The following is a 24588-nucleotide window of genomic DNA, read 5'->3' as shown; positions in this document are numbered from 1 at the left end:
TTTATTATCTATTTTTCCTCTTTAAACCAATCATCCATCTGTTGCATAACAGACCTTGTCGCTTCGAAATCCGATAACTTCGGAAGTTGTACGAGAAGGGCCTTCTTCGGTGCTTCGATATCCTCTTTTTTCTTTTGAAGAATAAGAATGCTTTTCGCAGCCTCTTCATTTTTAAACATGGAAAGCGGTAGCTGAACCATCCCTTGGATATGTGTATGTTTTTTCAAGAAATCATTGAGCTTAGGGGCTTCTTCCGAGACAAATAAGTTATTCGGAACAATGAAGAATAAATATCCGCCATCCTTCACATGCTTAACACTTTGCTCGATAAATAAATGATGCGCATAAGAATGTCCGTTTTCAGCCTTCAACTCATATTCAGTTGCACGAACATCATTCGGATAATAACCAATCGGCAAGTCACTGACCACAACATCTGAAGGATCAATGAAGAGCGGCTCTAAGCTGTCCTGATTGAAAAATTGCAGCGGGTGTTCTTGTAGATTGGCACCTGCATAAGCAAGCCTAATCAAGGTTTCATCAATCTCAACACCATATGACGCGATGGCTTTGTCCGTTAGTTGGTTCAAAATCGCAAATAGTAAGTTACCCGTTCCGACGGCAGGATCAAGCATGACTAACTCTTTTTGATTCTTCGTAAATTTACCAACTAAATAGCTGACAAACATACCTACTGCATCCGGCGTCATATGGTGATTCGGCTGTACGCTCTGCTGCATACCTTTTAATATTGCTAGCTGGTACGCTTTACGAATGGCTTCCTTTTCATATTTCTCCGGTGAAAAATCCGCATATTGCTTTGCTAACCTTTTCTTCGATACTTCACTAATTTCCTCTTGTAGTACTTTCCCTTGGAAGAAATTCTCTCCGGTTTCTCCTAAGGCATCCAGATATGTACATGATAGTTCACTTTGCAATATTTGGGCTGTTTCATCAAATTCATAAAATAATTGTTCAACTGGGGTAGACTTCACTTATTTATTCCTCCTGTTTGCTTCTGTCCCTATTTTATAGGTAAGAAGAAAGAGATACAAGTCGTACGTCCTGCTTATCATTCTTCGCTTGTTTAACGTACTGTTTTCCTATTTGAAAGTCCGCATATAAGGAATCTCGCGCGAGCCATCCTTTTTTTCACCCTTAGTAAATATAAGGTAAATATGTTAATTTAATAGTGTTGATGACTGGAGGGGTTGTATTTTTTTGATGATTCTAAAGTGGGGATTTTATGTTTTTATTTGTCTATACGGAATACTTACTGTTCTATGGATTATCTTTGTGATTTCACTTGGATGGTTAGAATTTAAAAACCTATGAACAATTTCCTCCTTTTAAACTTTAAAACAAAAAACCGGGCACAATGAGCCCGGTTTCTATGAATTCGTATCTTATTTTGCTGCTTTAGCTGCTTCGATTGCACCTTCGTAATTTGGATGAGTTGTACCCTCACTAACATATTCAACGAATGTGATTTCATCGTTGCTGTTCACAACGAATACAGAGCGCGCCAATAGACGAAGTTCTTGCATAACGACACCGTAAGCTTCACCGAATGAAAGGTCGCGGTGATCGGAAAGTACTTGAACATTGTCCAATCCACTTGCAGCACACCAGCGCTTTTGTGCGAAAGGAAGATCATTACTGATCGTCAGTACTTTCACATTATCCAATTTTGCAGCTTCTTCATTGAATTTACGTGTTTGTGCATCACATACACCTGTATCGACAGATGGAACTACACTGATAATGCGGACAGACCCTTTAGAGTCGCTTAATGTAACGGGTGATAAATCATTAGCCAATACGGTAAAATCAGGAGCTTTGTCCCCCACTTTTAGTTCTGGTCCTACTAAAGTGACCGGGTTGTTTTTAAATGTAACTGAAGCCATTAAAAATTCCTCCTTTTTCTGCTTTATGTACAAGCCTAATAATATTTGTTTTACCGGAATTTTGCAATTAATTGAATTGAGAAAAGTGAAAATCCCTATGCGTTAAACTTAAACGTTCCAAGCCTTTCAATAATTTTGTAAAATATACGCAAAAAGAAAACTCGGCGGATGCCGAGTCGCAGTTAGAAATCTAAATTCTGTTTAGGCTCTTGATATTTCGTTGTAGATTGTTGACTGCTGCCTTGCTTTTGATTACTGTCTTTTTTAGAAAGCATGGACTGAATCTTATCGACTACCTGTGGCGCTAAATCCATCATTTTTTCAAGAAGATGCGTCCCTTCATCCAGATGAATCATTTTCACGCCATGTGAACCGACAATCAGAAAGGCAATTGGTGTAATGGATACTCCACCACCGCTACCTCCCCCAAAAGGCTGCTTGGAAGCGCCCTGCTGGCCTTGATGGTTTTCGTCAATCACAAATTCGCTGCCACCAGCTGCAAACCCAAAACCAACTTTGGATACGGTTAATATGACACTACCATCTGGAGTTTCCACCGGATCTCCGATAATCGTATTCACATCAACCATTTCTTTCAGATTTTCCATTGCCTCTTTCATCAACCCTTGGATCGGATGATCTGACATCTAAATTCCTCCACTCTAAAACGATTGTTTGTTGGAATCACCTGACAGCTTCGCTAATTTCTTAGACTTAAACTTCACTCTTCCGCCTTTCCAGTATCGAAGCAGTTTTATTCCAGTCACCATAGCTTGCCCGATTCTAAATTGTAATATGCAGGAAATCGACGTATTAGCCTGCTTCCTCTGAAAGTCAGGTGTAATTGAATAAGAGGGCATGATTTTAAAATTTAAATAGGTTGTTAATATGCCAATGATGGAACCTTTAAGCACCCAGCAGCCACCTGTTAAGACCCCGGTGTGTGCGGCATTTTTAGTACCGACCATACTATGCCAGGCAAATTCTATAACTTGAACTTTGCCTAAGAAATGACGAATGACCCGATGAAAATTGACTATATGTTGAAGCAGTGTCTTCATGTCAGCCATTCCATCCCGTAAATCTTCCGGTGTAATTTTATCTAATCCTTCTTTTTTAGTTTCTTCCTTCATTCCTTTTTCTTTCTTTACTACTATCGATGCCGAGTCATCGTCCTTCTTGATGACAGGTACCTTGAAGGTATAATGAAAAAGTCCATACCATGCTGATGCTTTTATATGAATAATGTCATTTTTATGAACACGTTTGTAGTCAAAGTGCACTCTTATTTTCGTAAAAACAAGAAGAAGCAGCACCACAATGAGAATAGTCAAAATTAGCAAAAGCCACTTCATACATCCACGCCCTTTCAGCCTATCATTATCGGCTTGGGCAAAAAAAAATAAACCTGCAAAAGCGAAAATTACGCTCTTACAGGTTCATAATTAAAACAAATTATCTTCTAACTAAAACAACACTTGTGTCTGCAAAGACATCATGCAAAGCCTGTTTCTTTGGTAAAAGGCCCGCCAACACATAGCCAACCCACGTGACTTTTGAAATATAGCGGCCAATCAGCTCCCTGAACAATACTGTACCCCAAGAAATAGCCTCTTTCTCTTCTTTCAATGCCACAACTTTCAGTCCAAAAATCATCTTACCCAACGTCTGGTTTAAGTATTTGGTCATCAATACGAAGTAAATAAAGAATACAAGTCCCGTTAAGAAAGCCTCTGCCGAAAACCAAAGATCGTCTGCACCATTATAAAACTTAAAAATGGGATGAATCAAAATCCGGTTTAAGCTCCCGATAATCAACAAATCCGCTAAATATGCCCAAAATCTCAACCAAAAACCAGCAAAGTAAACTACCTTCACTTCGCCATCATCCACGATTGCCTGTGCTGGTAAAAGCTCTTGCTGAACGATTTCTTCTTCTTGCTTTGTATTTAGATTGGATGAATCGATTTGTTCATTGTTTTCATTTCGTTCCGTCATCCTTCAGCCCCCCTATTCCGCATACAAATACATTAAGCGTGGAGAATTTGAAGAGGAAAGGATTTTTGTCAAAACAGCCGTTTCCACATCATTGCCCAACATTTTTTGCGCTCCCATACTGAATAATGAACCGAAACCTGCCTCATCTGTATAACGGATTACTTGCGCGTCTTTTTTACCGATATCCGTTTTCATCGCGGCAATTACATCATCCAAATGGCCGAAATCATCAATTAAATGGTTTTCTTTCGCCTGACGTCCATCATAAATCCGGCCATCAGCTATTTTACGTACTTCCTTCTCTGTCATACCGCGCCCGTCGGCAATGATTTTAACAAATTGATCATAAGAATTATCAATCATATTTTGGAGGATTTCGCGTTCTTCATCAGTCATTTCCCGAGACGGACTCATAATATCTTTGTGTGGACCGCTTTTGATTGTTTCAAACTCAACTCCATACTTTTTAGCTAGTTTCTCGTAATTATACCCATGCATAATGACCCCAAGTGAACCCGTCATTGTTTCTGGACTAGCATAAATCTTATCAGCTGGAGCAGAAATATAATATCCGCCAGAAGCTGCCATTGAACCCATAGAAACATAAACTGGTTTTTTCACCTTTTTAATATCAAGGATCTTATCATAAATCTCAGCACTTTCCACAACACCGCCGCCAGGAGAATTTACACGCAAGATAATTCCTTTAATATCGTCATTTTCTTCAGCCATTTTCAACTTATCCATGAAGGCTCTGTGATTATATGTTGCTGAACTAAGTAATGAAGCTTCTCCAGTATCTTGGATTGTACCTTCTACATCAAATACCGCAATAACATTTGAGAAATCTTCGCCTTCTATAACTTCTTCGTAAAACTCGCTGTCGGAAGCAAATAATTCATCAATAATATTTTCCGTATCAGCTGTAAATACAGTCGTAGCCGTCCCTACAATAATAGAGACAAAAAATAAAACGGCTGCGATTCCAAGTGCTGCCCAACGCTTTCCATTCATCTGTGTTCCCCCTTAAATATATATATCCTTCTTACCATACGAACTGCATACAAAAATGTTTCAATCCATGATAAACTAAGACATATAAAATTGTAGCAAATAATCCTCTAATTGGAAATGAGAAGGTACACTTTGTAATATCGCCTTTCCCTTATACAGGAAAAAAGAAAGCCCTTTCATTACTATACATACTAGGGGGATCATGATGAACACTCGAAAGAATATTTATTTTTTCCATGCTTCAAATGCAGAGATACTGAACAAGGTCGAACGTCTAGCCGAGTTAGCAAAGCAATATTCGTATGAAATCGTCCAAGACTTCACAAAAGCCAACATTATCGTAAGTATTGGTGATGACGGCACCTTTTTGCAGGCAGTCCGTAAAACCGGATTCAGAGAAGATTGTTTATATGCTGGCGTTTCCACCACAGGAAATTTGAATATGTATTGTGATTTCCACCTAGAAGATACAAACAAAATGATTGATGCCATGACTAGAGAGCAAATCGAGGTGCGCAAATACCCAACTATTGCTATTCAACTAGATGACCAACCTTCCTTTTATGCCCTCAACGAACTCAGTATCCGCACTTCTATCATCAAAACGTTCATCATGGATATTTTCATTGATCAAATCCATTTTGAAACCTTCCGTGGGGACGGAATCATTATAGCGACACCGACCGGAAGCACAGCCTATAATAAATCGGTCAATGGGGCCGTTGTGGACCCGCTTCTCCCATGCTTTCAGGTAAGCGAGCTCGCTTCAATCAATAACAATACCTATCGGACCTTGGGTTCTTCATTCATCCTAAGCGGCGATAAAACATTGACTGTTCACCTTGAACAAAACGGGCCAAGCTATCCAATCATTGGCTTGGACAATGAAGCCTTGAGCATTAGTTATGTCGAAAAGGTCAAGATCCGATTAAGCGGTAAAGTCATCAAAACCGTTAAGCTGAAAGACAACTCCTTTTGGGAAAAAGTAAAACGGACTTTTTTATAAAACTCCCTAAAAAGGGACCAGATATAATATCTGGTCCCTTTTTATATATGATAAAAATCTTTGGTATTTTGATAAAGGGTTTCATATACAATCTCAATTGGTAAGTTTTTAATTGACGCAATTTGACGTGCACTGTCATGCATCATGCCCGGATGGGTCCATTCCCTTTTGAAAACCCCTTCAAACGGCCATGGGCCATCCGTTTCAAGCATCATCAGCTTAAGCGGATAAACCGAAACTAACTCCTGTATTTCTTCTTCGTAACAAACATCAGGTGTGATGGAAATGTGGTACCCGTTTTTGACCATTCTTTCTACTGTTTGGATATCCCCTTTAAACCAATGAAAATGGGCCTTTGTAATTTGATTTTTCTCTAATAGGTCGCAAACAACAGGCGCATCATCATAGACCGCATGAAGAATAACTGGTTTTTCAAACTCTTTCGCAAAAGCAAGGAACCTATCAAGTATCTCTATGTACTCTGATGTATCTATACTGGGATTTTCTTGCCTTAAGTAATATGGCAGCCCTACCTCACCTACAGCAAACATATTGTGCCTATGTCCCCGCATCCAACTCAATAAATCATTCACTTCTTCTTCACTTGGGAGGGACTGCTCAGGATGAAAACCAAAGGCAGGCTTAATACGTGAATCTTTGATGGAAAGCTGATAATTTTTTATGGACGAGGCCAAATTCATGGAAACAGTTAGCAAGGATTCCACTTGTGCCTTTTCCATATCAGTGAGAATCTGCTTCTGCTTACTTTCATCATACCTATCCAAATGGATATGGCTGTCGATGATTTTCATTTTATATTCCCTCCTAACTTAAGTAGTAAAAGTTGGCTTTAGTGCGGCATATAATTCTCTCTTCAAATTGAAAAATTCATCACTAAGAAGCTGTTCCTCACTTCTTGGCCTTGGAAATGGAACTACAACTTCTTTGATGACAGTTGCTGGTTTTGCTGATAACACGTATATTCTATCGGAAAGGAAAACCGCTTCATCAATGCTATGCGTAACAAAAAGCACCGACCTCCGATTTTCTTCCCAAACAGACATCAGCCATTTTTGCATTTGCAATCTTGTCAGTTCATCCAAGGCAGAAAAGGGTTCGTCCAAGCACATCAATTCCTGTGGACTTAAAATACTTCGAATAAACGCAGCTCTTTGCTTCATGCCGCCAGATAATTCGTGCGGATATGCTTTCTCGTACTCTTCTAATCCGGCTTTCATCAATAGAGCTTTTGCCATTTCTTTATCTTTAACCCCCGAAAGCTCGCTTCCTAGCAAAACATTTTCTAATACCGTTCTCCAAGGTAAAAGGGATGGCTGCTGAGGCATATAGCTTATATGACCCTTTAAGCCATTTATTTTTTTACTGTCCAGTGAAATGATGCCATGATGCGGCTTCAAAATGCCCCCGATTAGGTGAAACAATGTACTTTTCCCACTGCCAGATGGCCCAAGGATGGTTACAAACTCTCCATCATCCACATAGAAATTTATATTCTCTAAAATATTCTGTTTACCATCGAAAGAATAGGAGACATCTTTAATTTGCAGCTTCATCCTTTTCACCCTCCTTTCTCTTCCATGAAACAAAGTATCTTTCAAGTATGGTAATGATTCCAAAAAAGAGAAGACTCAGTCCCATAATGATAAAAATGGAAACAAACACCCGATCTGTCCTAAATGAAGAGGATGCGAGCGTCATATAAACACCTATCCCCGATTTAGCCCCAAGCCACTCCGAAATAACCGCCCCCATTACACTGTAAGTGGCCGAAATTTTCAGTCCAGAGAAAATGAACGGAATCGAGTGAGGAAGTTCTAGCTTCCAAAATAGTTGCATTTTCCCTGCTCCCATCATCTTGAAATAATGCTTAAGTTCATAAGGAGTCTGGCGAAAACCGTCCAATGAAGCAACAGCGAGAGGGAAAAAACATACGAGAGAAATCACAATCAGCTTCGGCAGCATACCAAAGCCAAACCAGATGACTAGAAGCGGCGCCAAAACGATGATAGGAATATTTTGTGATAGAATGAGAAGCGGATAAACCGCATCTTTTACACCAGGAAAAAGGTGTAAGAGAGCAGCAATTACTAAGCCAATACAGCTTCCAATAAAAAAACCAGATAATGCAAGGTTAGTAGTTGATATAAGGTGTCCAAAAAGGCTATGAAACGACTCTATTCCCTCGATAAAAATGGCTGATGGAGCAGGAAGTAGCCATTTTTCAACCTTTAATAAGCCTGTTGCTAACTCCCACACTATTAGCAACAATAATAAAAGAAAGAAGGGAGCCCCCTTCTTCCAAATCTTTCTTCCGCTCATGGCCGATATTTCTCCGTTAACGTATCCATCGTGATTCCGCTAGGCTGGTACAATATTTTCACTTGGGAAATGACATTCGGCGAACCTATTTCAATCATTCTCACATTCATTTTTTCTATAACGGCCAGAAGCTCAGAAAGCTCACCTTCCATTGTTGTTTCAAGCGGGTGCACCTCGTACTTGACACCTGATTCATCGATGATTTTGATCGCTTCATCGACTAAGGGGATGACATTTTCCCCTTTAGGAATAATTTGTATACTAATTAATGAGTTTGCCATTGTAGTTCCTCCTATTGTGGTAAAAATTCATTGGTAAATGCTTTCTCAGGATCGAAATCACCTTCAAGAAGATTATTTTCAGTCATCCACTCACTATAATTCTTCCAAATTTCAAGCTTTTGTTCACCCCATCTAGGAGCATCATCCTGATACTTAGATGCAAGCCACTTCTGGCTTTTCTTCACTAGCTTTTTATCTAGATCTGGTGCAGCCTTGATTAAAATGTCTGCCGCATCATCAGGATTCTTAATCGCAAACTGGTACCCTTTCGAAGTTGCCTCTACGAACGCTTTAACAGTATCTGGATCCTCTTTAATCATCTTTTCATTTGTGGTCAAAACAGGCGTATAGTAATCGAGCTTATCTGAGTAATCAGTTAAGTAAACCATATTCAGCTTTTCATTTCGCAATTCAGCCTCAATACCTGTCCATCCATAATAAATCCAAGCGAAATCAATATCTCTTTTCACTGAAGTGAAAAAATCCGAGTCGCCTGTATTTACTATTTCCACTTTATTTACATCCGCATTATCTTTTGTCATGAGAGATTCGATGATAGCCTTTTCAACTGGAGACCCCCAGCCACCATACGTTTTCCCTTCAAAATCCTTAGGTGTTTTAATATTTTTAGCCACAGGAGAAGCGAATCCTGAGGTATTATGCTGGATGACAGCCGCTAACGAAACAATCGGCACGCCTTGCACACGAGCCTGTGTAATGCCCTCCTGGTAGCTCACGCCAAATTCTGATTTCCCTGAAGCCACAAGCTTATCAGCTCCTGCCTCACCTGGCATGATAATTTCTACATCCAGGCCTTGTTCTTTAAAATACCCTTTTTCCTTCGCTACATACAATCCTGTATGGTTTGTATTCGGTGTCCAATCGAGAACAACCGAAACCTTTTTTAATTCTTTATTGTCTTCATTTTTACCTGCTTCTTCCTTTTCAGTAGTGCCGCCAGCACCACATCCAGCTAAAAGGAATAACAAAGTTATCAGTGGCAATAATTTATTCACTATTTTTCCTCCTACACATTATATAAGGTCCATATGCCGAAACTTTATTGGGTGCCAGTCCCCATCCAAATAATAGATTAAAAAACAAAAACGCCCGAGGATGAATTCGGACGTTAACATACAAAACAGAAAGTCAGTCATAATATGTTCCCTCCGCTGGCATCATCCAGATCAGGTTCAAAGAGTCAGCATCTTAAGGACGCAATCTCAGCCAGCAATACCGGCTCCCCTACATTTCTTGCACATATGAACTTTTCTCTCTCATTATATCAATTCATACAGAAAAGGGAATACTAATTTGCTTCTTCTAACGATGGGCCATTCTGATCATCCTCAGTAATAGGAATAAAATTTGATCAGTATTGTTCAGCAACTCATATAATAATTATTATTACACTGTAGATAGTTCTTGAACTACTTGAATTAATCATTTAATTTTGTGACCAAGAGGTGGATATGATTATGATAAAAATTAATCAAAAATGGTTAGATGTCAGTCAAATCCAACCAGGTATAATATCTGAAAAAGCATTAGAAATTCTCCAATTAATGTGGAAATATCCGAATATTTTTGTATATAAGACAATGGAAGATCTTAAATTCGATATAGAGATGAGGCTGCAAGTCAATAAAGCTGCCGTTTCGTTAGATAAGAGTAATCCTGAATTTACAATACTCGAGGATTCTGTATGCAATGAACAATATTGGCGACTTACAAAAGATGGAGCATTTGAGCTTAAACCAAGCGTACCCCCTCATCTGGCACTTGAGGATATTTTCATTAACGGAAGTCTTTACGCTTTCGAATGCGGGACAGCGATAGTCATTGTTTTTTTAAAAGCTGTTTTAGATACGGTTGGTCCTAAGAATTTTGACCGTCTTTTTTCAGGCCTTACTCTTTATGACTGGCACTATCCGCAGAATTTGATTCTTCGAGTTCATGAAGGGACGGGTTATGTACCAGGCGACTGTGTTTACTTCAAAAACCCAGATTACGACCCGAGCACTCCAGAATGGCAAGGGGAAAATGCGATATTCCTTGGAGAAAACCTCTTTTATGGCCATGGGATTGGGATTACCAATCAACAAGGAATCATCGATGAATTAAATAGCAATAGAAAGTGGAATGCCATCATATCAGCGTTCCTAACAAAGCATATTGTAAGTATAAATAGTTCCCACTATAGTCAATTCAAGCCAAATATCCCCCGTAATAACTCCGTGTCGCTTCATGACTGCCTATCCAATATAATTGTTTCTGAAATAGGCTCGAGAACTTTTCTAGCGTAGGATTAACCGTTTCTCTTATTAAAGATATAGATTTTGAATCACTTTTCGTTTATTTTAATAGCTTGTGAAACTCGACACTGACTAACAATTTTTTTCAGAGTGACGTGTATCACTATAAAAAAAACGCTTGGGAAATGGATTTCCTCAAGCGTTTTTTTCTTTTTATGCACCAAAGTTTCTTTTTTCTTTAAACCTACGTGTCCCTGCCTTCCCCCATTTTGTAATGGAAAGCGTATAAACCACCAAGGCAGACCAAATGAATAAAAAGGCTAAAAGATGTGCTTTTGTAAAACTTTCATGATAGACAAATACCCCGATTAACAAGGTTAAGGTTGGAGCAATATACTGAAAAATGCCAAGCATCGATAACGGTATCTTTTCTGCCCCTTTTGCAAAATATAATAGCGGTAGAGCCGTGGCAATCCCACCGCCAACTAACAGCAAGCTTGTGCTCCCTGAGGTTAAAAATTGTGATTCGGATTGGAACATCAAATATATCAAGTAACCTAGAGCAAGAGGGGTTACCATCATCGTTTCGAGTGTCAGTCCGATTGCTGATTCTGCCTTTATCATTTTTTTTGCCAGACCGTATAACCCAAATGTCATGGCTAAGACTAGAGAGACCCAGGGGATCGTACCGAAATGAATACCAAGTATCAATACACCGATTCCTGCGAGCAGGAACGACACAATCTGTACCCCGCTCAATTTTTCCTTTAAGACTATTACTCCCAACAAAACACTGACTAGCGGATTGATATAATAGCCGAGGCTCGTGTCGAGAATCCGGCCCGAATTAACAGCCCATATGAACACTCCCCAATTAGCTGTAACAAGCAGTGATGCCGTAAGCAATGCCGCGAATAATTTGGGATTTCCCATTATGTTTTTGACATAATCAAGAAATGCTCCCCATTTTTTCATAAACATCAATAAAACAAGCATGAAGACGAAAGACCATAACACCCGCTGAGCTAAAATCTCTATTGCACCGACTCCCTGAAGGAACTTCCAGTAAATTGGTACGACTCCCCACATTAAATAAGAAAGGGCGGCATATATCGCCCCTTCTTTTTGTTCATTTATTTTCATAACCTGCCTTCTTTCTAATTACATTCCTTTATCGAAATCCTATTAATATTTTGCTTACCTATTTCATGTTTTGCAACTGTTATTTTTTATCATACATTATTCGGTCATCAATGACCGTCATGACCGCTTCAACTTTCAGAAGATCATCTGGCTCTATAGCTAAGACATCCCGGTTAAATACGGTAAAATCGGCGTCGTATCCCTTTATGATCTGACCACGCCGGTTTTCAAGACCAATCGCAGCCGCACTGCCTTTTGTATAAAGCGCGAAAGCGTCATAAACAGACAGCCTTTCATCCATGCCGTACACTGTTTCATCATCACTGTTAATCTTTTTCCTTGTAACAGCTGCATGAATCCCCAAAATTGGATTTAATGGTTCAATCGGTGCATCTGACCCTCCCGCACAAATGATCCCCAGCTTCAAATACGTTTTCCAGGCATAAGAGGATTCCAATAATTTTGCTGAAACCTTTTCTTCGACCCATGGAAAATCGGACGGTACGAAACCTGGTTGAATATCAAAGATGACCGGTAGTTTTGCGGCACGCTCCAAGAGTTCTGGGCGAACAATCTGTGCATGTATAAGCCGGTCCCGAAGACCCTTTTTAGGTGGAAAAGCTTCAATCACATTCAGGACATAATCAAATGCGAGATCACCAATGGCATGAACAGCAATCGGCATATCAGCCTGCCTTGCTTTTTGCACCAATTCCTGCAGTTCCTTTTCAGTGAAAATAGCCACACCATTCGTATCCTGTTGATCTTCATAAGGCTCACTCAACAGGGCCGTATGTCCTCCTAATGAGCCATCGGTAAATATCTTCATACTATCGAATTTAATATATCGGGTGCCTTCTTGATACCGCCCACCGGATGCCAGCATCTCTTCAAATGCTTGGTGATGAACGAGCAAATTGGCACGAAAGGTCATGTTTCGGCCCTCAATGACCGATTTAAACGCCTGATAAGTCGGCATGAAGCCATTGTAGTAAAAAAGATCCTCTGTATGCCCACCAGTCAAACCAAGCTTATATGCGTCTTGTATGGCCTCTGTAAGCGCGTTTTCGATATAGCTCTGGTCAATGCCGGGAAGACGGTCTAACACAAGGTTCTGGGCCTGATTTTCTTTAAACAAACCATTTAGACGCCCATCGGGATAACGGCAGATTACTCCGCCTGACGGTTCTTCTATTTCTTCTGTAATCCCTGCTTCTAAAAGGGCACGAGAATTAACGACCAGGGCATGACGACATACTCGTTTTAATACGATTGGATGCTCTGTAGATATGGCATCTAGTTCATCTCGTAGAATCAATTCAGAACTAGGCCATTCATTTTCATTCCAGCCCTCAGCAACAATCCACTTTCCAGACGGTGTTATTTCGCACTTTTTCTTTACGGAACTCATGATGGACTCCCGGCTATTCATCAAAGAAAGGTCTAAACGGAGCAGTCGTTCACCATGCCCGACCAAATGAAGATGACTATCCACTAATCCCGGCAGCATAGTTTGTCCTTTTAAGTCGATTTCCCTGGAAATATTGTCAGCATATTTTTCTTTTATATAGGCAAGCCTGCCGGTATCAACGATCACACCATTGTCAGTGAAGACTGCCTCCACTTGATCTTCTTCTTTTATCATCGTATAAATCGACCCATTGAACCATAACGTTCCCATCCCCGTTTTACACTCCTTATTAAATGTTTCGTAATATGCAGTAAGTGTAACATCTCATTTCATGAATTCCCATATTTTTGATTTTGAAAAATCCTCTGTTATTTAAAAAAACGCCAGCCGGAGGGCTGACGGTAATGATTTTGATTTATTTATTAAGAAGTGTCTCTTCTCTTTTCCTTAAATCTACTCGTTTGATTTTGCCGGAGGTCGTTTTAGGAAGTTCTTCTAAAAATTCAATCTTCCTTGGGTATTTATACGGCGCTGTCAATTCTTTTACATGCTTTTGCAGTGTCTTAATTAAGTCTGGGCTGTTCGGATCTATTTCGTCTATTAACACGATGTACGCTTTAACCACATTTCCGCGTATTTCATCAGGACTGGCTATAACAGCACATTCTTTCACATATGGATGTTTAACGAGTGCATCTTCTACTTCAAATGGTCCAATCGTATATCCAGAGCTGATGATGATATCGTCAGAACGACCTTCAAACCAGAAATAGCCTTCTTCATCCATTTTCGCTTGATCGCCAGTTATATAGTAGTCACCACGGAATTGCTTTGCTGTTCGCTCTGGATCTTTAAAATATTCTTTAAAGAGAGCAGGTGTATTTACATGCACAGCAATATCCCCTACCACACCAGGAGGACAAGGCTTACCGGTATCATCAATGATTTCTACATGATTGCCCGGAGTTGGTTTACCCATTGAGCCCAGTTTAATTTCCATGCCTTTTGTTACACCTACCAACAGTGTGTTTTCAGTTTGTCCATATCCATCGCGGACTTCGATATGAAAATGGTTTTTAAAAACCTCAAACACTTTTTGGTTTAAAGGTTCCCCCGCTGATACAGCACTATGAAGATCGGATAGATTATAGTCGTCAAGGTTATCCACCTTGGCCATCAGACGGTATTCTGTTGGTGTACAGCATAGCGCATTCACTTTATAGTCCTGCAGCAACTGTAGATATTTTTTCGCTTCAAACTTTCCGTGATAAGCAAGGCCAGTTGCTCCTGTGCCAAGAACCGCCAAAAACGGACTCCAAATCCATTTTTGCCACCCAGGTCCAGCCGTTGCCCAAACCACATCTCCTTCACTAATGCCCAGCCAGTTTGCTGCAGACGTTTTCAGATGGGCATACGCCCATCCATGTGTGTGGACGACTCCTTTGGGATTTCCTGTTGTTCCGGAAGTATACGATAAGAAGGCCATATCCCCACTCTTTGTAGCTGCCATAGGCAGCTGATCAGATTCCGCGTCAGCAAGCTCATTCAAATCAAGCCAATTCTCCATTTGTTTTCCGATTGAGAATTTAAGAAGGTTTTCCGCTCCCTTTACTTCATCAAATTCATGAGTGTATTCATGATAACTAACAATTCCTTTTACATCACCGTGATTGATTCGAAACTCCAAATCCTTCGCGCGGAGCATTTCAGAACACGGAATGACAATCATGCCGATTTTCAAAGCGGCTAAATACACTTGATAAGCTTCTACTAAACGTGGGATGATGATAAGGACCGTATCACCTTTCCCAAGCCCCTTTTTCTGGAAGGCATTCCCGATTTTATTTGCACTTTTTATTAAGTTCTCATATGTAAGTTGTTTTTTGTCTCCGGATTCGTTTTCCCAAAGTACAGCAACTTTTTCTGGATTTTTTGCAAAATGTTCCATTTCACTCACTAAGTTGTAATGTTCCGGAGCTAATAAATCTTCACGTTTCATTTGCTTCCCCTCCAATAATGAACTCTTAGTACCTACTCATTATACAAGATACTTCTCTAATATATCTATGTATTTTTACAAATAAATAAAGAGAGCGGGTTAAGAACCCGCTCTCTGTAGCCATATTTATTAAATTATCGTTTGTATCCTCCGCCTAATTGTTGTTCAGCCATTTGAACAAGGCGTTTTGTGATTTCTCCACCAACTGAACCGTTAGCGCGAGATGTTGTATCGGCACCAAGTTGTACGCCGAATTCTGAAGCGATTTCGTATTTCATTTGTTCTAGAGCTTGTTCTACTCCAGGTACCAATAATTCGTTTGAGCTGTTGTTGTTTGCCATGTGTTTTTCACCTCCTTGTGATTATAGAGTGTGTTAAAACACATGGCTTCATTCGTACTTATTTATTGGTAATTCTAGGATATTAAAATAAATCTTCCATTGCTTCTTCATTATCGAATGTCTGCCCTGGTGTAACCGTCAATACTTCTGTGTCCGACACCGCTTTTGCTATTAACGATTCGAAGTCAACGAAGCTTTCATAGTAATTGACTTTTTCACGTTTCGGTTTTGTTTTAGGACTTGCTGGCGTAAAGACCGTGCAACAATCTTCGTATGGAAGATTGGAAATTTCAAAGGTATCGAGCTCTCTGGCAATTTTGATGATTTCCGTTTTATCCATAGTAATCAACGGACGTAGAATTGGTGTATTCGTCACCTCATTGATGGCATACATACTGCTCATCGTCTGACTCGCTACCTGTCCAAGGCTTTCACCAGTGATCAGTGCCATTGCTTCTTCTTTTTCACGGATTTGATCGGCTACTCGCATCATTAAACGACGAGTTGTCGTCATAGAATAGTTCTCTGGAATCTGTTTTTGAATTAACAGCTGAATTTCCGTAAACGGAACGATATGCACTTTCATGCTGCCATTTATCTCAGCAAGCTTGCCGGCCAAGTCAATTACCTTTTGACGTGAACGCTCACTTGTGAAAGGAGGGCTGTAAAAATGGATGGCTTCTACATCCAATCCACGTTTCATGGATAGGAATCCAGCAACAGGGCTATCAATCCCTCCTGAAAGCATCAGCATTGCCTTTCCGCTTGAACCAAATGGAAGACCACCAGCTCCCTGAATGATCTCACCCGTTAAATACACTGCTTCACGTCTTACTTCAACAAGAAGATTCAAATCCGGATTTTTTACATCCACCTTTAAATCTTCTGTGTTGCGAAGCAAATGGCCGCCAAGTGCCCGGTTAATTTCATCGGTATTGTATGGAAAGTCTTTATCTGCTCGTTTTGTCGTGATTTTAAAGGTGCCCACTTCTTCAAGAGTATGATTAAGATAATATAACGCAGCCGTTTTCATCACTTCTAAATCACGTTCAATTTTAATCGCAGGACTTAAAGACTGGATGCCAAAAATTCCTTTTAATCGTTCAATAACGGGCTTATGGTCGACCCCGTTTAAGAGAACATACATCCGTTCCCGATTGGCTGTAAGCACAACGCCCTCGATATCCTTTAAACTCCAGCGGATATGCGCCTTCATCTTGTCCACAAAGCCTTTACGGTTTCTTTTTTTCGTAGAGATTTCGCCATAGCGAATAATTATATGATCAAATTTCATTTTGCAACCCTCATTATTTTTTCTAAATTAACGACTATTTTCTGTATCGCCGCCAGAACTTTTTCTGCTTCTTCCATTTCATTGCTATAGGTAGTACTGATTCGGATAACACTTTCGGAACGAGCTTGATTATGGAACATTGCATCTACCGTTTTGCTTACCGTTCTCTTTTTCGAAGAGCAGGCACTAGTTGTCGAAACATATATCCCATCCGCTTCAAGAGCATGAAGCAATACTTCTGATTTGAGTCCCGGAACGGAAAAATTCAAAATATGATGTGCTCCCTCTTCAGGACTGTTAACTAGTACTCCATCCATCTCTTGCAAACCTTTATATAAATATTTATTGATTTGCTGTAGCTTATCATGATACAGCAACTGGTTGTTCATACTAATACGGAAGGCTTTTGAAAGAGCGACGATTCCCGCCACATTTTCGGTACCGCTCCTGATTTTCGTCTCTTGATTGCCACCGTGAAAAAGCGGATCGATCCGGACGCCATCACGTATATAAAGGATGCCTGTTCCCTTTAGACCGTGAACTTTGTGACCTGAAATGGTACATAAATCCACATTAGCATCACGCAGTGAAAGAGAAATCTTTCCAGCACCCTGAACGTTATCAACATGGAAGAGTACCTGTGGGTATTCCCTCAACAATTTTCCAATTTCAACAATTGGTTGTATCGAGCCCACTTCATTATTAACATGCATAACGGATACTAAAATGGTATCTTCTCTTAAAGCATGTTTGAGATCTGCTAATGCTATCTGACCATATTCATTTACAGGAAGATAAGTAATTTCATATCCCTGTTTCGTTAATGAATGGCATGCATCTTCTACAGAAGGATGTTCAATTGCTGTCGTGATAATATGTTTCCCTCGGTTAGCATGTGAAAAAGCGGCTCCTTTAATCGCCAGGTTGTTTCCTTCTGTACCCCCGGAAGTAAAATAAATTTCCGAGCTTTTCACCTTTAATAATTCAGCAATCTGTTTTCTTGCAGCAGAAAGCAATTTTTCTGACTGAACCCCAAGCCCATGAAGCGAAGAGGGGTTGCCAAAATAGTCAGTTGAAACCTTTATGAAAGATTCAATCACTTCTGAATATGGTTTTGTTGTTGCACTATTATCAAAATAAATCATGGGTTCACCTTCCATGTTTTTGTATCTATGATGGTCACACTTCTATATGTCGTTTCAAATGTTGTTGTTGCGACTTCTAATATTACCATAATTGAAATTGAAAGAGAATGTAAAACGCTGGTCAAACACCTGTGAAAACACGAAAGGAGAGTTGTATGGATATTGTTTTAATAGACATTAATTATATTTTATTCTCAAAACTCGTTCTGCAAGAAATCTATCACGTTTTATACTTTTTTTAGTCAATATTTTGAATAACGAATATGAAGTTATCTTAACTTTATGTTGTTCTACCATTAATAAAACACACGAAAAAACCCGCCATAGCGGGTTTTTAGGAAAGAACTTCTTCTATATTCTCTCCAATTTTTCGTAAGCTGCCTGGATCGACCTTTTCAATAGCCGCGGCTGCTGTTTCCAATGCAGCTTGATATTCATAGCTTCGGAATTTCGCTTCTGCTTCTCTTAAGCTATCAGCAACGGTATCGTGGCTGCTGCGGTAGCGATTTCCGAATTGAATCACTTTTTCCGCTAAATACATATGCTCAATCAGCTCTTGCGCCTTTTCGTAGACCTTATTGACCTGTTCGACTGCTTTTTCTAAAAAGATATAAACAGCTGCCATGTCAAGCGGCTTTTCTTCAAGTTTGTTTTGAACGTCATCTATGCTTTCTTTTGCATCATGAAGCACCACTTTATACTCTTCAGGCAGACCAGGGATATTGCTTTTTGCAATTAAACGGCTTGTATCAAGCATTTTCCGTTTCAACTCCGCCAGTGATTCACGTGCATCCATTTCATCTTTTCTTAAAGCTTGTAATTTAACAGTAAATTCTTTCTGGTATTCCTGCAATTCGTTCAACTGTGCAGCAAGCCCTCGCATCTCTTCGCTAATAAGCGAGCTTGCCATCACATTATCCTCCATTTTCAAGACAAGCAATTGATGGCGTTTCGAAATCTGCACTATTTGCTTTTCCATTTTCCGTTGTGCATCCAACTCATTTTCAGTTAGATGATAGGTGTGTTGAACATGTATAGTCTCAACTTTGAGTTTATCGTTTTCATATTCAAGGTCACTTATCGTTTTCCTGAGGACTTCATCATTTTTCAAGACATACTGTTTGGAAAGCACTTCTTTCTCCAGAAGGTCATAAAGCACCTCAATGCTTTCGCGCATCTCTTTAATCCCTTTATCAACAGCTTCAGTTTCAGCATTTTCCAATTGTGTTTTATATAGATCCAGTTCTTCCTCAAGCCGTGAAATCTCCTGCTCGAATTGGATATGACTTAACTGATACCCCTGTCCGGACATTTCCTCATATCCATCCTTTAATTCATGAAGTTGTGAGTGCAGTTCGGATTGACTATCAACCAATAATTTTGGAAGCATCTCCATTTTAGCAGATAAGACTGCAAGCTTTTCCTTTATGGAAAGTACAAGCTCCCTTGCATTCAAATAATTCCCATTTTCAGTTTCTTCTTCATACTTTTGAAGGATCTGCAATACTTCATCCAAAGAGGCCTCTAGCTTTTCAGCAGCTTTCCCATAATTATGGCGGTGTGCAAGCAATGATTTCTTCAATTGACGGTAAGTTTCCTTAATATCCTCAATTTCTAATCTATTCTTTTCCTCACTTCCTACAAGTTCATTTAATTCGTACAGAATCTTTTTAATCATTTCTTCAATTTCATTCAGCTTGACTGTAATTTGCCGCTGTACCTCTTTTGAACGGCTGAAACGGTATTTATCGACAAACTCCTCGGCATCGAATAAAAGCTCCTCGACTTCCGGCATATGATCCGTGATGATAGCGTCCCATTCAATACGCCAGTTTTCAAACATTTCCTCTGTTTCACCAGTCATGTTCAATTGTTTGACTTTAGAAAGCTCTTCTAGCACGGGGCGGTGCATGATGCTTATTTTCCAGGATTCCAGACGATCAATCTCTTTAAAAAATCTCTTTTTGAAAAAATAACCCCAAATAATAAAAATTAAAATTAATACAATTATCCCAAGTATGTAATCCATGGTAAGCCCCCTGTTCTAGTCCTTACAGCCTCGCTCTTTTATATATCAATTTTAAAAATGTTAAATTTAATGCTTTTATGATACCATGTTAGCAATAATTTTTGATGAGAAAAAGATTTTTTTGTGGAAAATTGCTACAAAATACCGGGTTTTTGGGAGGGAATGGCCATGAAAGCTGACAGACATGTACATACTCCGTTTTGCCCACACGGCTCTACGGACAAATTCGATGAATATATTACGCGGGGAATTGAGCTAGGATTAAAGGAAATCACATTTACAGAACATGCTCCTTTGCCACGAAATTTTCAAGATCCAACACCTGAAAAAGACAGCGGTATGGAAGCTTCCATGCTCCTAGATTACTTTCAAGAGCTCCGCGTCCTGAAAGAACACTATAAAGACAAAATCCTGATCAAAAGTGGTCTAGAGGTTGACTTTATAGAAGGTTATGAAACTGAAACAAAAGATTTTCTCAATGAATTCGGCGAATTCATTGATGACAGCATTCTTTCCGTCCATTTCATAAAGCAGGAAAGCAACTGGCATTGCATCGATTTCAGTGATGATGCGTTTGGTGAGATTGCCAATAAACTAGGTTCCATCGAAGCGGTTTATGCCAAATATTACGATACCTTAGAGAAATCAATCACAGCTGACCTAGGCATCTATAAGCCAAAAAGGATAGGACATATTACACTTGTTCATAAATTCCAGCACCGATACCCACCTGCAAAAAGCTTTGACGACCGTGTTTACAGGGTATTGGATATGATCAATGAACAACAATATGCACTTGATTATAATGGAGCAGGGTTCGTAAAGCCGCTATGCCGTGAGCCCTATCCTCCTGAACGGTTTGCAAAGCGTGCCATAGACCTTGGCATCCCGCTTATTTATGGTTCCGATGCACACCAGGCTAAAGATTTAGGCCAGGGATTTGAATCGTTGATTCCAGAATTCAACGGGTAAATCACGTAAACACTTCAGGCCCGTCCCGCAAGCAGGGGCTGGAGGTCTTCGGCAATAAATAATGTATCTTGCAGAAAACGAGCGACTTCCTCAGCATATAAATTTGTGTAATAGGCTTCCTGTGGGAACACATGAAGGACCTCCATCGCATAATGGGTATGCAGGACCGGAGCCGAGAGCAGGCCCTTTAGTTGCAGCATATACAAGGGGATAGAGACCGACTGAAAACTTCTGCTTTTAATGCCTTGTTCCAAAACATATTGAAAATAAGACTTTTCCTTTGTAAAATAAGTAGAATGAATTTCCCGGTTTAAATTTGAATCGAGTGAAGATTCTCCATATATAAATCGAGCTGCCAGGAAGTTTTCTCTTTGGAATGTAAGAATATCCTTTACCAAATTCATCAAGCATTGCTTTGGACCTTTATGATCCAGCAGCGTCATGTTCGTCTCAAGGACGAGAATATACTCTTCTAAATAGGAAGTGAAGCAGAATTCTAGCAACCCCTGCTTATTTTTAAAATAGTAAGCAATATTAGCAGCATTCACTTTCGCTTTATTCGCAATATCCCGTATGGATGTCGCATGATAGCCTTTTAAATGAAATAAATGTAAAGCAGCTTCCACAATAGCTTGTTTCGTTGGCGTCTGGCGATTCATTAGGCAATCCCTCGCTTTCTTTGAGACAAGTCTTGTGGACTATTTCTGCATTGAAGAGCTTGAATCCTTTAGTAAGTTCTCGACAATTTCTCTCCAATCAATAGGCTTGACTAGAAAGTACTGTAAAAATATGAGGAAGACAGGTGAACCCTTTTGTTTAATGTCGAAATGTATCAAGGAAAAAAAGAAAAAAACTATGAACTTGTCCAAAAACAGCTCTTTGCCTTAATAGAAGATGAACCAAATCAGATAGCCAATTTCAGTAATGCCGCTGCTTTACTGAATCAATTTCTCGTTGAGATTAACTGGGTCGGCTTCTATTTACTTGAAGAAGACCAATTGGTGCTAGGACCTTTCCAAGGCCTTCCAGCCTGTGTCCGCATTCCAATGGGCAAAGGCGTATGCGGGACCTCAGCGGCCACAAAAAAAACCTTGCGCGTCGATGATGTCCATCAGTTCCCAGGACATATTGCCTGCGATGCTGCATCACGTTCTGAAATTGTCATACCCCTTATGAAGGAGGGCAAACTAATTGCCGTTCTTGATATCGACAGCCCAATTACGAACCGATTTGACGAAGTGGATCAGCAAGGACTCGAGAAATTCGCGGACATCCTAACCAAGCGTTTATAGAGTAAAAAGGGAGCGGCAATCCATGCCGCTCCCTTTTATTGTTACAGAAATCCATGTACATGAACTTTGTTTTTCCCTGAATTCTTCGCAATATATAACGCCTCATCTGCCCTTTTAACTACCTCTTTCATGTTATCTAAATGTTCTTTTGACCAACAGGACACGCCGCAGGAAATCGTCACTCTAGGATTGGATTTCTCCCAGACCTTATCCTTTACTCGTTCGGCAATGCGAACACCTGACTCTAAAGGAACACGTGGAAGGTAAATAGCTAGCTCTTCTCCGCCCCACCTGGCCCCGATATCCGTATCACGAATATTATGTTGAATGAGATCAGCGACCTGGATCAGAATATCATCTCCAACCTGATGACCATATGTATCATTAACCCTCTTGAAGTTGTCAAGATCAATCATAATGAAAGTGCCCTCTTCATCCTCTTCCATGGATTCGGACATTTTATCATCGAGATAACTCCTTGAATACAGTCGGGTTAAATGATCGGTAATGACCAGTTTTTCAAGTTCTTCACGAAGCATGGAATTGGCCATCGCCAAACTTGAGTGGTGGATAAGTGACTGTAACAACTTAAACATTTCAAATGAGAAGAAATAGGCTTCCTTATGCAAAATAACAGCGAATCCCTTAACATCATTACTTTCCATCATAGGAACTGCCATTAGGGAATGATATTTCACATTTTCATTGGGACAATGAACACTTAAATCCCCGATAAACAGTGATTCCTTATCAACATCAATCTTACCTTTCAGGAAAGATATATACATACTCGCCTCCTCTGAATCAAAAAACTCAGAGCTTCCTGTCAATAAACTCACTTTGTCACCAGGATGGAGCAGAATAAATCCTGTCTGATCAGCATGAAAGGACTTTATAATTTGCTGCTTCATATATTCCATGGTTTCACTCAAGCGCAGATTGGAATTTAAATGCTGTGATGTCTCATTTATAAGCTGTAAATCTGAAACAAGTCGTTTTGATTGTTGATACAGTCGAGCATTCTCCAAGGCACTTCCAGCAGTATTAGCCAACAATGAAATAAACTCAATTTCATTTTCAGGGAACACGAGTGTATTAGGCGCAATAACCTGAAGAACGCCATAGACCCCTTGTTTACCTTTTAAAGGAGCATATAAAATAGAGTGATTTTCAGATGAGTGATCCTCAAATTGTATGCTACCGTTTACATAAGCCTTTAGTGCAGCCACATTCTCACTATCATATTCGAGGTCCTTGATTGGCAGGTTTTCATGGCTGTCATTATCATGGGAGAGCAGCAGGTAATAATCAAAGGTTGGGTAAACAGTGTGCAACGTCGAGATAATTTCCCCTAAGACCGCGTCCATGTTCATTGAAGAATGAAATTTTTCTGTGACCTTGAAGAGTTGTTTATATCGTCTTTCCTCATCTGATATCTTAGAAATTGATAACGCAGCTTTCAAGATTGTGGTGAATTCTTTAGAAAAAGCAGCCCCTTCTTCCGGAGTAAGGCTTGTAAGAGAGCCATTTTTCCGTTCTTTGAAGGCCGTTAATCCAATGATCTTACCATTATCCCAAAGTGGTATAACAGTCTGGAAATCCTTTACTTCCTGCTGCATACTTACTGTTACATCTCTATCATCTTTCCGTTCTTTCAAGATCATTTCTATATACTCTTGTACAGGAACCTGCATGTTATAATCGTGAAAACATCCGGTAGAGGTTTCTTTATAAAATTGCTGTTTCCACTCATCAAATTTAAAGAACATTACCTCTTCCATACCTAGCAGGTCTTTCGTCTCAAATAAAAAAGTCTCCAAGAATGTTTCGTAATGGAGTTCACCTTGCATATTCTGTATGTGTTTAAAGAAAAGTACTCTTAATTCATTAATCAACCGAGCTGTTTTAATCTTCATCTCTATCATCCCTATATTACAGCCTATTTTTTAAAGAACCTTTTAAGGTTTCATAATACTTCCACTTTAAAACGAAGCAAAAAACTAGATTTATCGAAACTTATGGTAATAGTTCCCAGGAAACTATTTATTGAAATTCATACTTTTTACTTATTATAACGCTTTCATCGGAAAAACTCTCCCAAAAATAGTACTTTTTTATGTAATTGTAATTTTATCCCTTGAATTATCTTTAAACTCCCTTT

Annotated in this window: 24 protein-coding genes and 1 riboswitch; of the genes, 4 read left to right on the top strand and 20 right to left on the bottom strand. The window is 39.6% G+C overall.

Features of this window, described 5'->3' with window-relative positions:
• Positions 1 to 8: 8 nt before the first annotated feature.
• From JFU50_RS16870 to sppA, 6 genes are all read right to left on the bottom strand, one after another.
• Positions 9 to 995, bottom strand: coding sequence for a class I SAM-dependent methyltransferase (locus tag JFU50_RS16870; protein ID WP_053347294.1), 987 nt, complete (start codon positions 993 to 995; stop codon positions 9 to 11).
• Between the two features lie 411 nt (positions 996 to 1406).
• Positions 1407 to 1907 (bottom strand): thiol peroxidase, encoded by a 501-nt coding sequence (gene tpx, locus JFU50_RS16865; protein ID WP_053347295.1) that lies wholly within the window; start codon positions 1905 to 1907, stop codon positions 1407 to 1409.
• A gap of 182 nt (positions 1908 to 2089) precedes the next feature.
• Positions 2090 to 2554: a GerW family sporulation protein gene (gene ytfJ / locus JFU50_RS16860; protein WP_201186188.1), complete on the bottom strand. Its 465-nt coding sequence runs from the start codon at positions 2552 to 2554 to the stop codon at positions 2090 to 2092.
• 15 nt (positions 2555 to 2569) lie between these two features.
• Positions 2570 to 3262, bottom strand: a complete 693-nt coding sequence (locus JFU50_RS16855) for a DUF2953 domain-containing protein (RefSeq protein ID WP_201223398.1) — start codon at positions 3260 to 3262, stop codon at positions 2570 to 2572.
• Between the two features lie 100 nt (positions 3263 to 3362).
• On the bottom strand, positions 3363 to 3905 hold the full coding sequence (locus tag JFU50_RS16850; RefSeq protein ID WP_201223397.1) for an RDD family protein: 543 nt from the start codon (positions 3903 to 3905) through the stop codon (positions 3363 to 3365).
• Between the two features lie 12 nt (positions 3906 to 3917).
• Positions 3918 to 4919 carry a signal peptide peptidase SppA gene (gene sppA / locus JFU50_RS16845; protein ID WP_201186191.1) on the bottom strand — a complete coding sequence of 334 codons (1002 nt, stop codon included), beginning with the start codon at positions 4917 to 4919 and terminating at the stop codon, positions 3918 to 3920.
• Positions 4920 to 5124: 205 nt separating this feature from the next.
• On the opposite strand from sppA, the gene JFU50_RS16840 reads away from it, so the two are divergent.
• Positions 5125 to 5925 (top strand): NAD kinase, encoded by an 801-nt coding sequence (locus tag JFU50_RS16840; RefSeq protein WP_201223396.1) that lies wholly within the window; start codon positions 5125 to 5127, stop codon positions 5923 to 5925.
• 41 nt (positions 5926 to 5966) lie between these two features.
• On the opposite strand, the gene JFU50_RS16835 is transcribed toward JFU50_RS16840, so the two are convergent.
• Genes JFU50_RS16835 through JFU50_RS16815 form a run of 5 tightly spaced genes read right to left on the bottom strand, consistent with a single transcriptional unit; the run spans position 5967 to position 9562 of the window.
• Positions 5967 to 6737: a TatD family hydrolase gene (locus JFU50_RS16835; protein WP_201223395.1), complete on the bottom strand. Its 771-nt coding sequence runs from the start codon at positions 6735 to 6737 to the stop codon at positions 5967 to 5969.
• 18 nt (positions 6738 to 6755) lie between these two features.
• On the bottom strand, positions 6756 to 7499 hold the full coding sequence (locus tag JFU50_RS16830; protein ID WP_057219336.1) for an ABC transporter ATP-binding protein: 744 nt from the start codon (positions 7497 to 7499) through the stop codon (positions 6756 to 6758).
• Positions 7483 to 8265 carry an ABC transporter permease gene (locus JFU50_RS16825; protein WP_201186194.1) on the bottom strand — a complete coding sequence of 261 codons (783 nt, stop codon included), beginning with the start codon at positions 8263 to 8265 and terminating at the stop codon, positions 7483 to 7485. Before JFU50_RS16825 ends, JFU50_RS16830 begins: the two co-directional genes overlap by 17 nt.
• On the bottom strand, positions 8262 to 8546 hold the full coding sequence (locus JFU50_RS16820) for a thiamine-binding protein (protein ID WP_053347303.1): 285 nt from the start codon (positions 8544 to 8546) through the stop codon (positions 8262 to 8264). Before JFU50_RS16820 ends, JFU50_RS16825 begins: the two co-directional genes overlap by 4 nt.
• A gap of 11 nt (positions 8547 to 8557) precedes the next feature.
• The gene (locus tag JFU50_RS16815) at positions 8558 to 9562 is read right to left on the bottom strand and encodes an ABC transporter substrate-binding protein (RefSeq protein ID WP_309558004.1); all 1005 of its coding nucleotides are present in this window, start codon (positions 9560 to 9562) and stop codon (positions 8558 to 8560) included.
• A 131-nt stretch (positions 9563 to 9693) separates the two neighbouring features.
• Positions 9694 to 9803, bottom strand: a riboswitch (TPP riboswitch).
• 221 nt (positions 9804 to 10024) lie between these two features.
• On the opposite strand from JFU50_RS16815, the gene JFU50_RS16810 reads away from it, so the two are divergent.
• Positions 10025 to 10852 carry a protein-glutamine gamma-glutamyltransferase gene (locus tag JFU50_RS16810; RefSeq protein ID WP_201223393.1) on the top strand — a complete coding sequence of 276 codons (828 nt, stop codon included), beginning with the start codon at positions 10025 to 10027 and terminating at the stop codon, positions 10850 to 10852.
• A gap of 162 nt (positions 10853 to 11014) precedes the next feature.
• Here the strand turns inward: JFU50_RS16810 and rarD are convergent, their stop codons facing one another.
• The 7 genes from rarD to ezrA form a co-directional block, all read right to left on the bottom strand.
• A complete protein-coding gene (gene rarD, locus JFU50_RS16805; RefSeq protein ID WP_201186197.1) occupies positions 11015 to 11944 on the bottom strand; it encodes an EamA family transporter RarD in 930 nt (309 codons plus the stop codon).
• A 79-nt stretch (positions 11945 to 12023) separates the two neighbouring features.
• A complete protein-coding gene (locus tag JFU50_RS16800; protein ID WP_201186198.1) occupies positions 12024 to 13625 on the bottom strand; it encodes an amidohydrolase in 1602 nt (533 codons plus the stop codon).
• A 145-nt stretch (positions 13626 to 13770) separates the two neighbouring features.
• Positions 13771 to 15354 (bottom strand): acyl-CoA synthetase MbcS, encoded by a 1584-nt coding sequence (gene mbcS / locus JFU50_RS16795; RefSeq protein WP_201223391.1) that lies wholly within the window; start codon positions 15352 to 15354, stop codon positions 13771 to 13773.
• Positions 15355 to 15488: 134 nt separating this feature from the next.
• Entirely contained in the window at positions 15489 to 15695 is a 207-nt protein-coding gene (locus JFU50_RS16790) for an alpha/beta-type small acid-soluble spore protein (protein ID WP_056529390.1), read from the bottom strand.
• A gap of 82 nt (positions 15696 to 15777) precedes the next feature.
• Entirely contained in the window at positions 15778 to 16989 is a 1212-nt protein-coding gene (gene thiI / locus JFU50_RS16785) for a tRNA uracil 4-sulfurtransferase ThiI (protein WP_201223389.1), read from the bottom strand.
• Positions 16986 to 18134, bottom strand: coding sequence for a cysteine desulfurase family protein (locus JFU50_RS16780; RefSeq protein ID WP_201223387.1), 1149 nt, complete (start codon positions 18132 to 18134; stop codon positions 16986 to 16988). The genes thiI and JFU50_RS16780 overlap by 4 nt, the downstream gene beginning before the upstream one ends.
• A gap of 334 nt (positions 18135 to 18468) precedes the next feature.
• Positions 18469 to 20163 (bottom strand): septation ring formation regulator EzrA, encoded by a 1695-nt coding sequence (gene ezrA / locus JFU50_RS16775; protein ID WP_201186201.1) that lies wholly within the window; start codon positions 20161 to 20163, stop codon positions 18469 to 18471.
• A gap of 168 nt (positions 20164 to 20331) precedes the next feature.
• On the opposite strand from ezrA, the gene hisJ reads away from it, so the two are divergent.
• On the top strand, positions 20332 to 21135 hold the full coding sequence (hisJ, locus tag JFU50_RS16770; protein ID WP_201186202.1) for a histidinol-phosphatase HisJ: 804 nt from the start codon (positions 20332 to 20334) through the stop codon (positions 21133 to 21135).
• 14 nt (positions 21136 to 21149) lie between these two features.
• Here hisJ and refZ read toward each other — a convergent pair whose 3' ends face one another.
• Complete coding sequence (refZ, locus tag JFU50_RS16765; protein WP_056529403.1) at positions 21150 to 21794, bottom strand: forespore capture DNA-binding protein RefZ; 645 nt, start codon at positions 21792 to 21794, stop codon at positions 21150 to 21152.
• Between the two features lie 153 nt (positions 21795 to 21947).
• On the opposite strand from refZ, the gene JFU50_RS16760 reads away from it, so the two are divergent.
• Positions 21948 to 22427, top strand: coding sequence for a GAF domain-containing protein (locus JFU50_RS16760; protein WP_201186205.1), 480 nt, complete (start codon positions 21948 to 21950; stop codon positions 22425 to 22427).
• Between the two features lie 41 nt (positions 22428 to 22468).
• Here JFU50_RS16760 and JFU50_RS16755 read toward each other — a convergent pair whose 3' ends face one another.
• Positions 22469 to 24343 (bottom strand): sensor domain-containing diguanylate cyclase, encoded by a 1875-nt coding sequence (locus JFU50_RS16755; protein WP_201223385.1) that lies wholly within the window; start codon positions 24341 to 24343, stop codon positions 22469 to 22471.
• Between the last annotated feature and the right edge of the window lie 245 nt (positions 24344 to 24588).

The organism is Peribacillus sp. TH14 (genome assembly GCF_016651145.1).
GTDB classification, from domain to species: domain Bacteria; phylum Bacillota; class Bacilli; order Bacillales; family DSM-1321; genus Peribacillus; species Peribacillus butanolivorans.
Note: the sequence above shows the minus strand (reverse complement) of the source record. Positions and strands in the feature narration are given on the sequence as shown.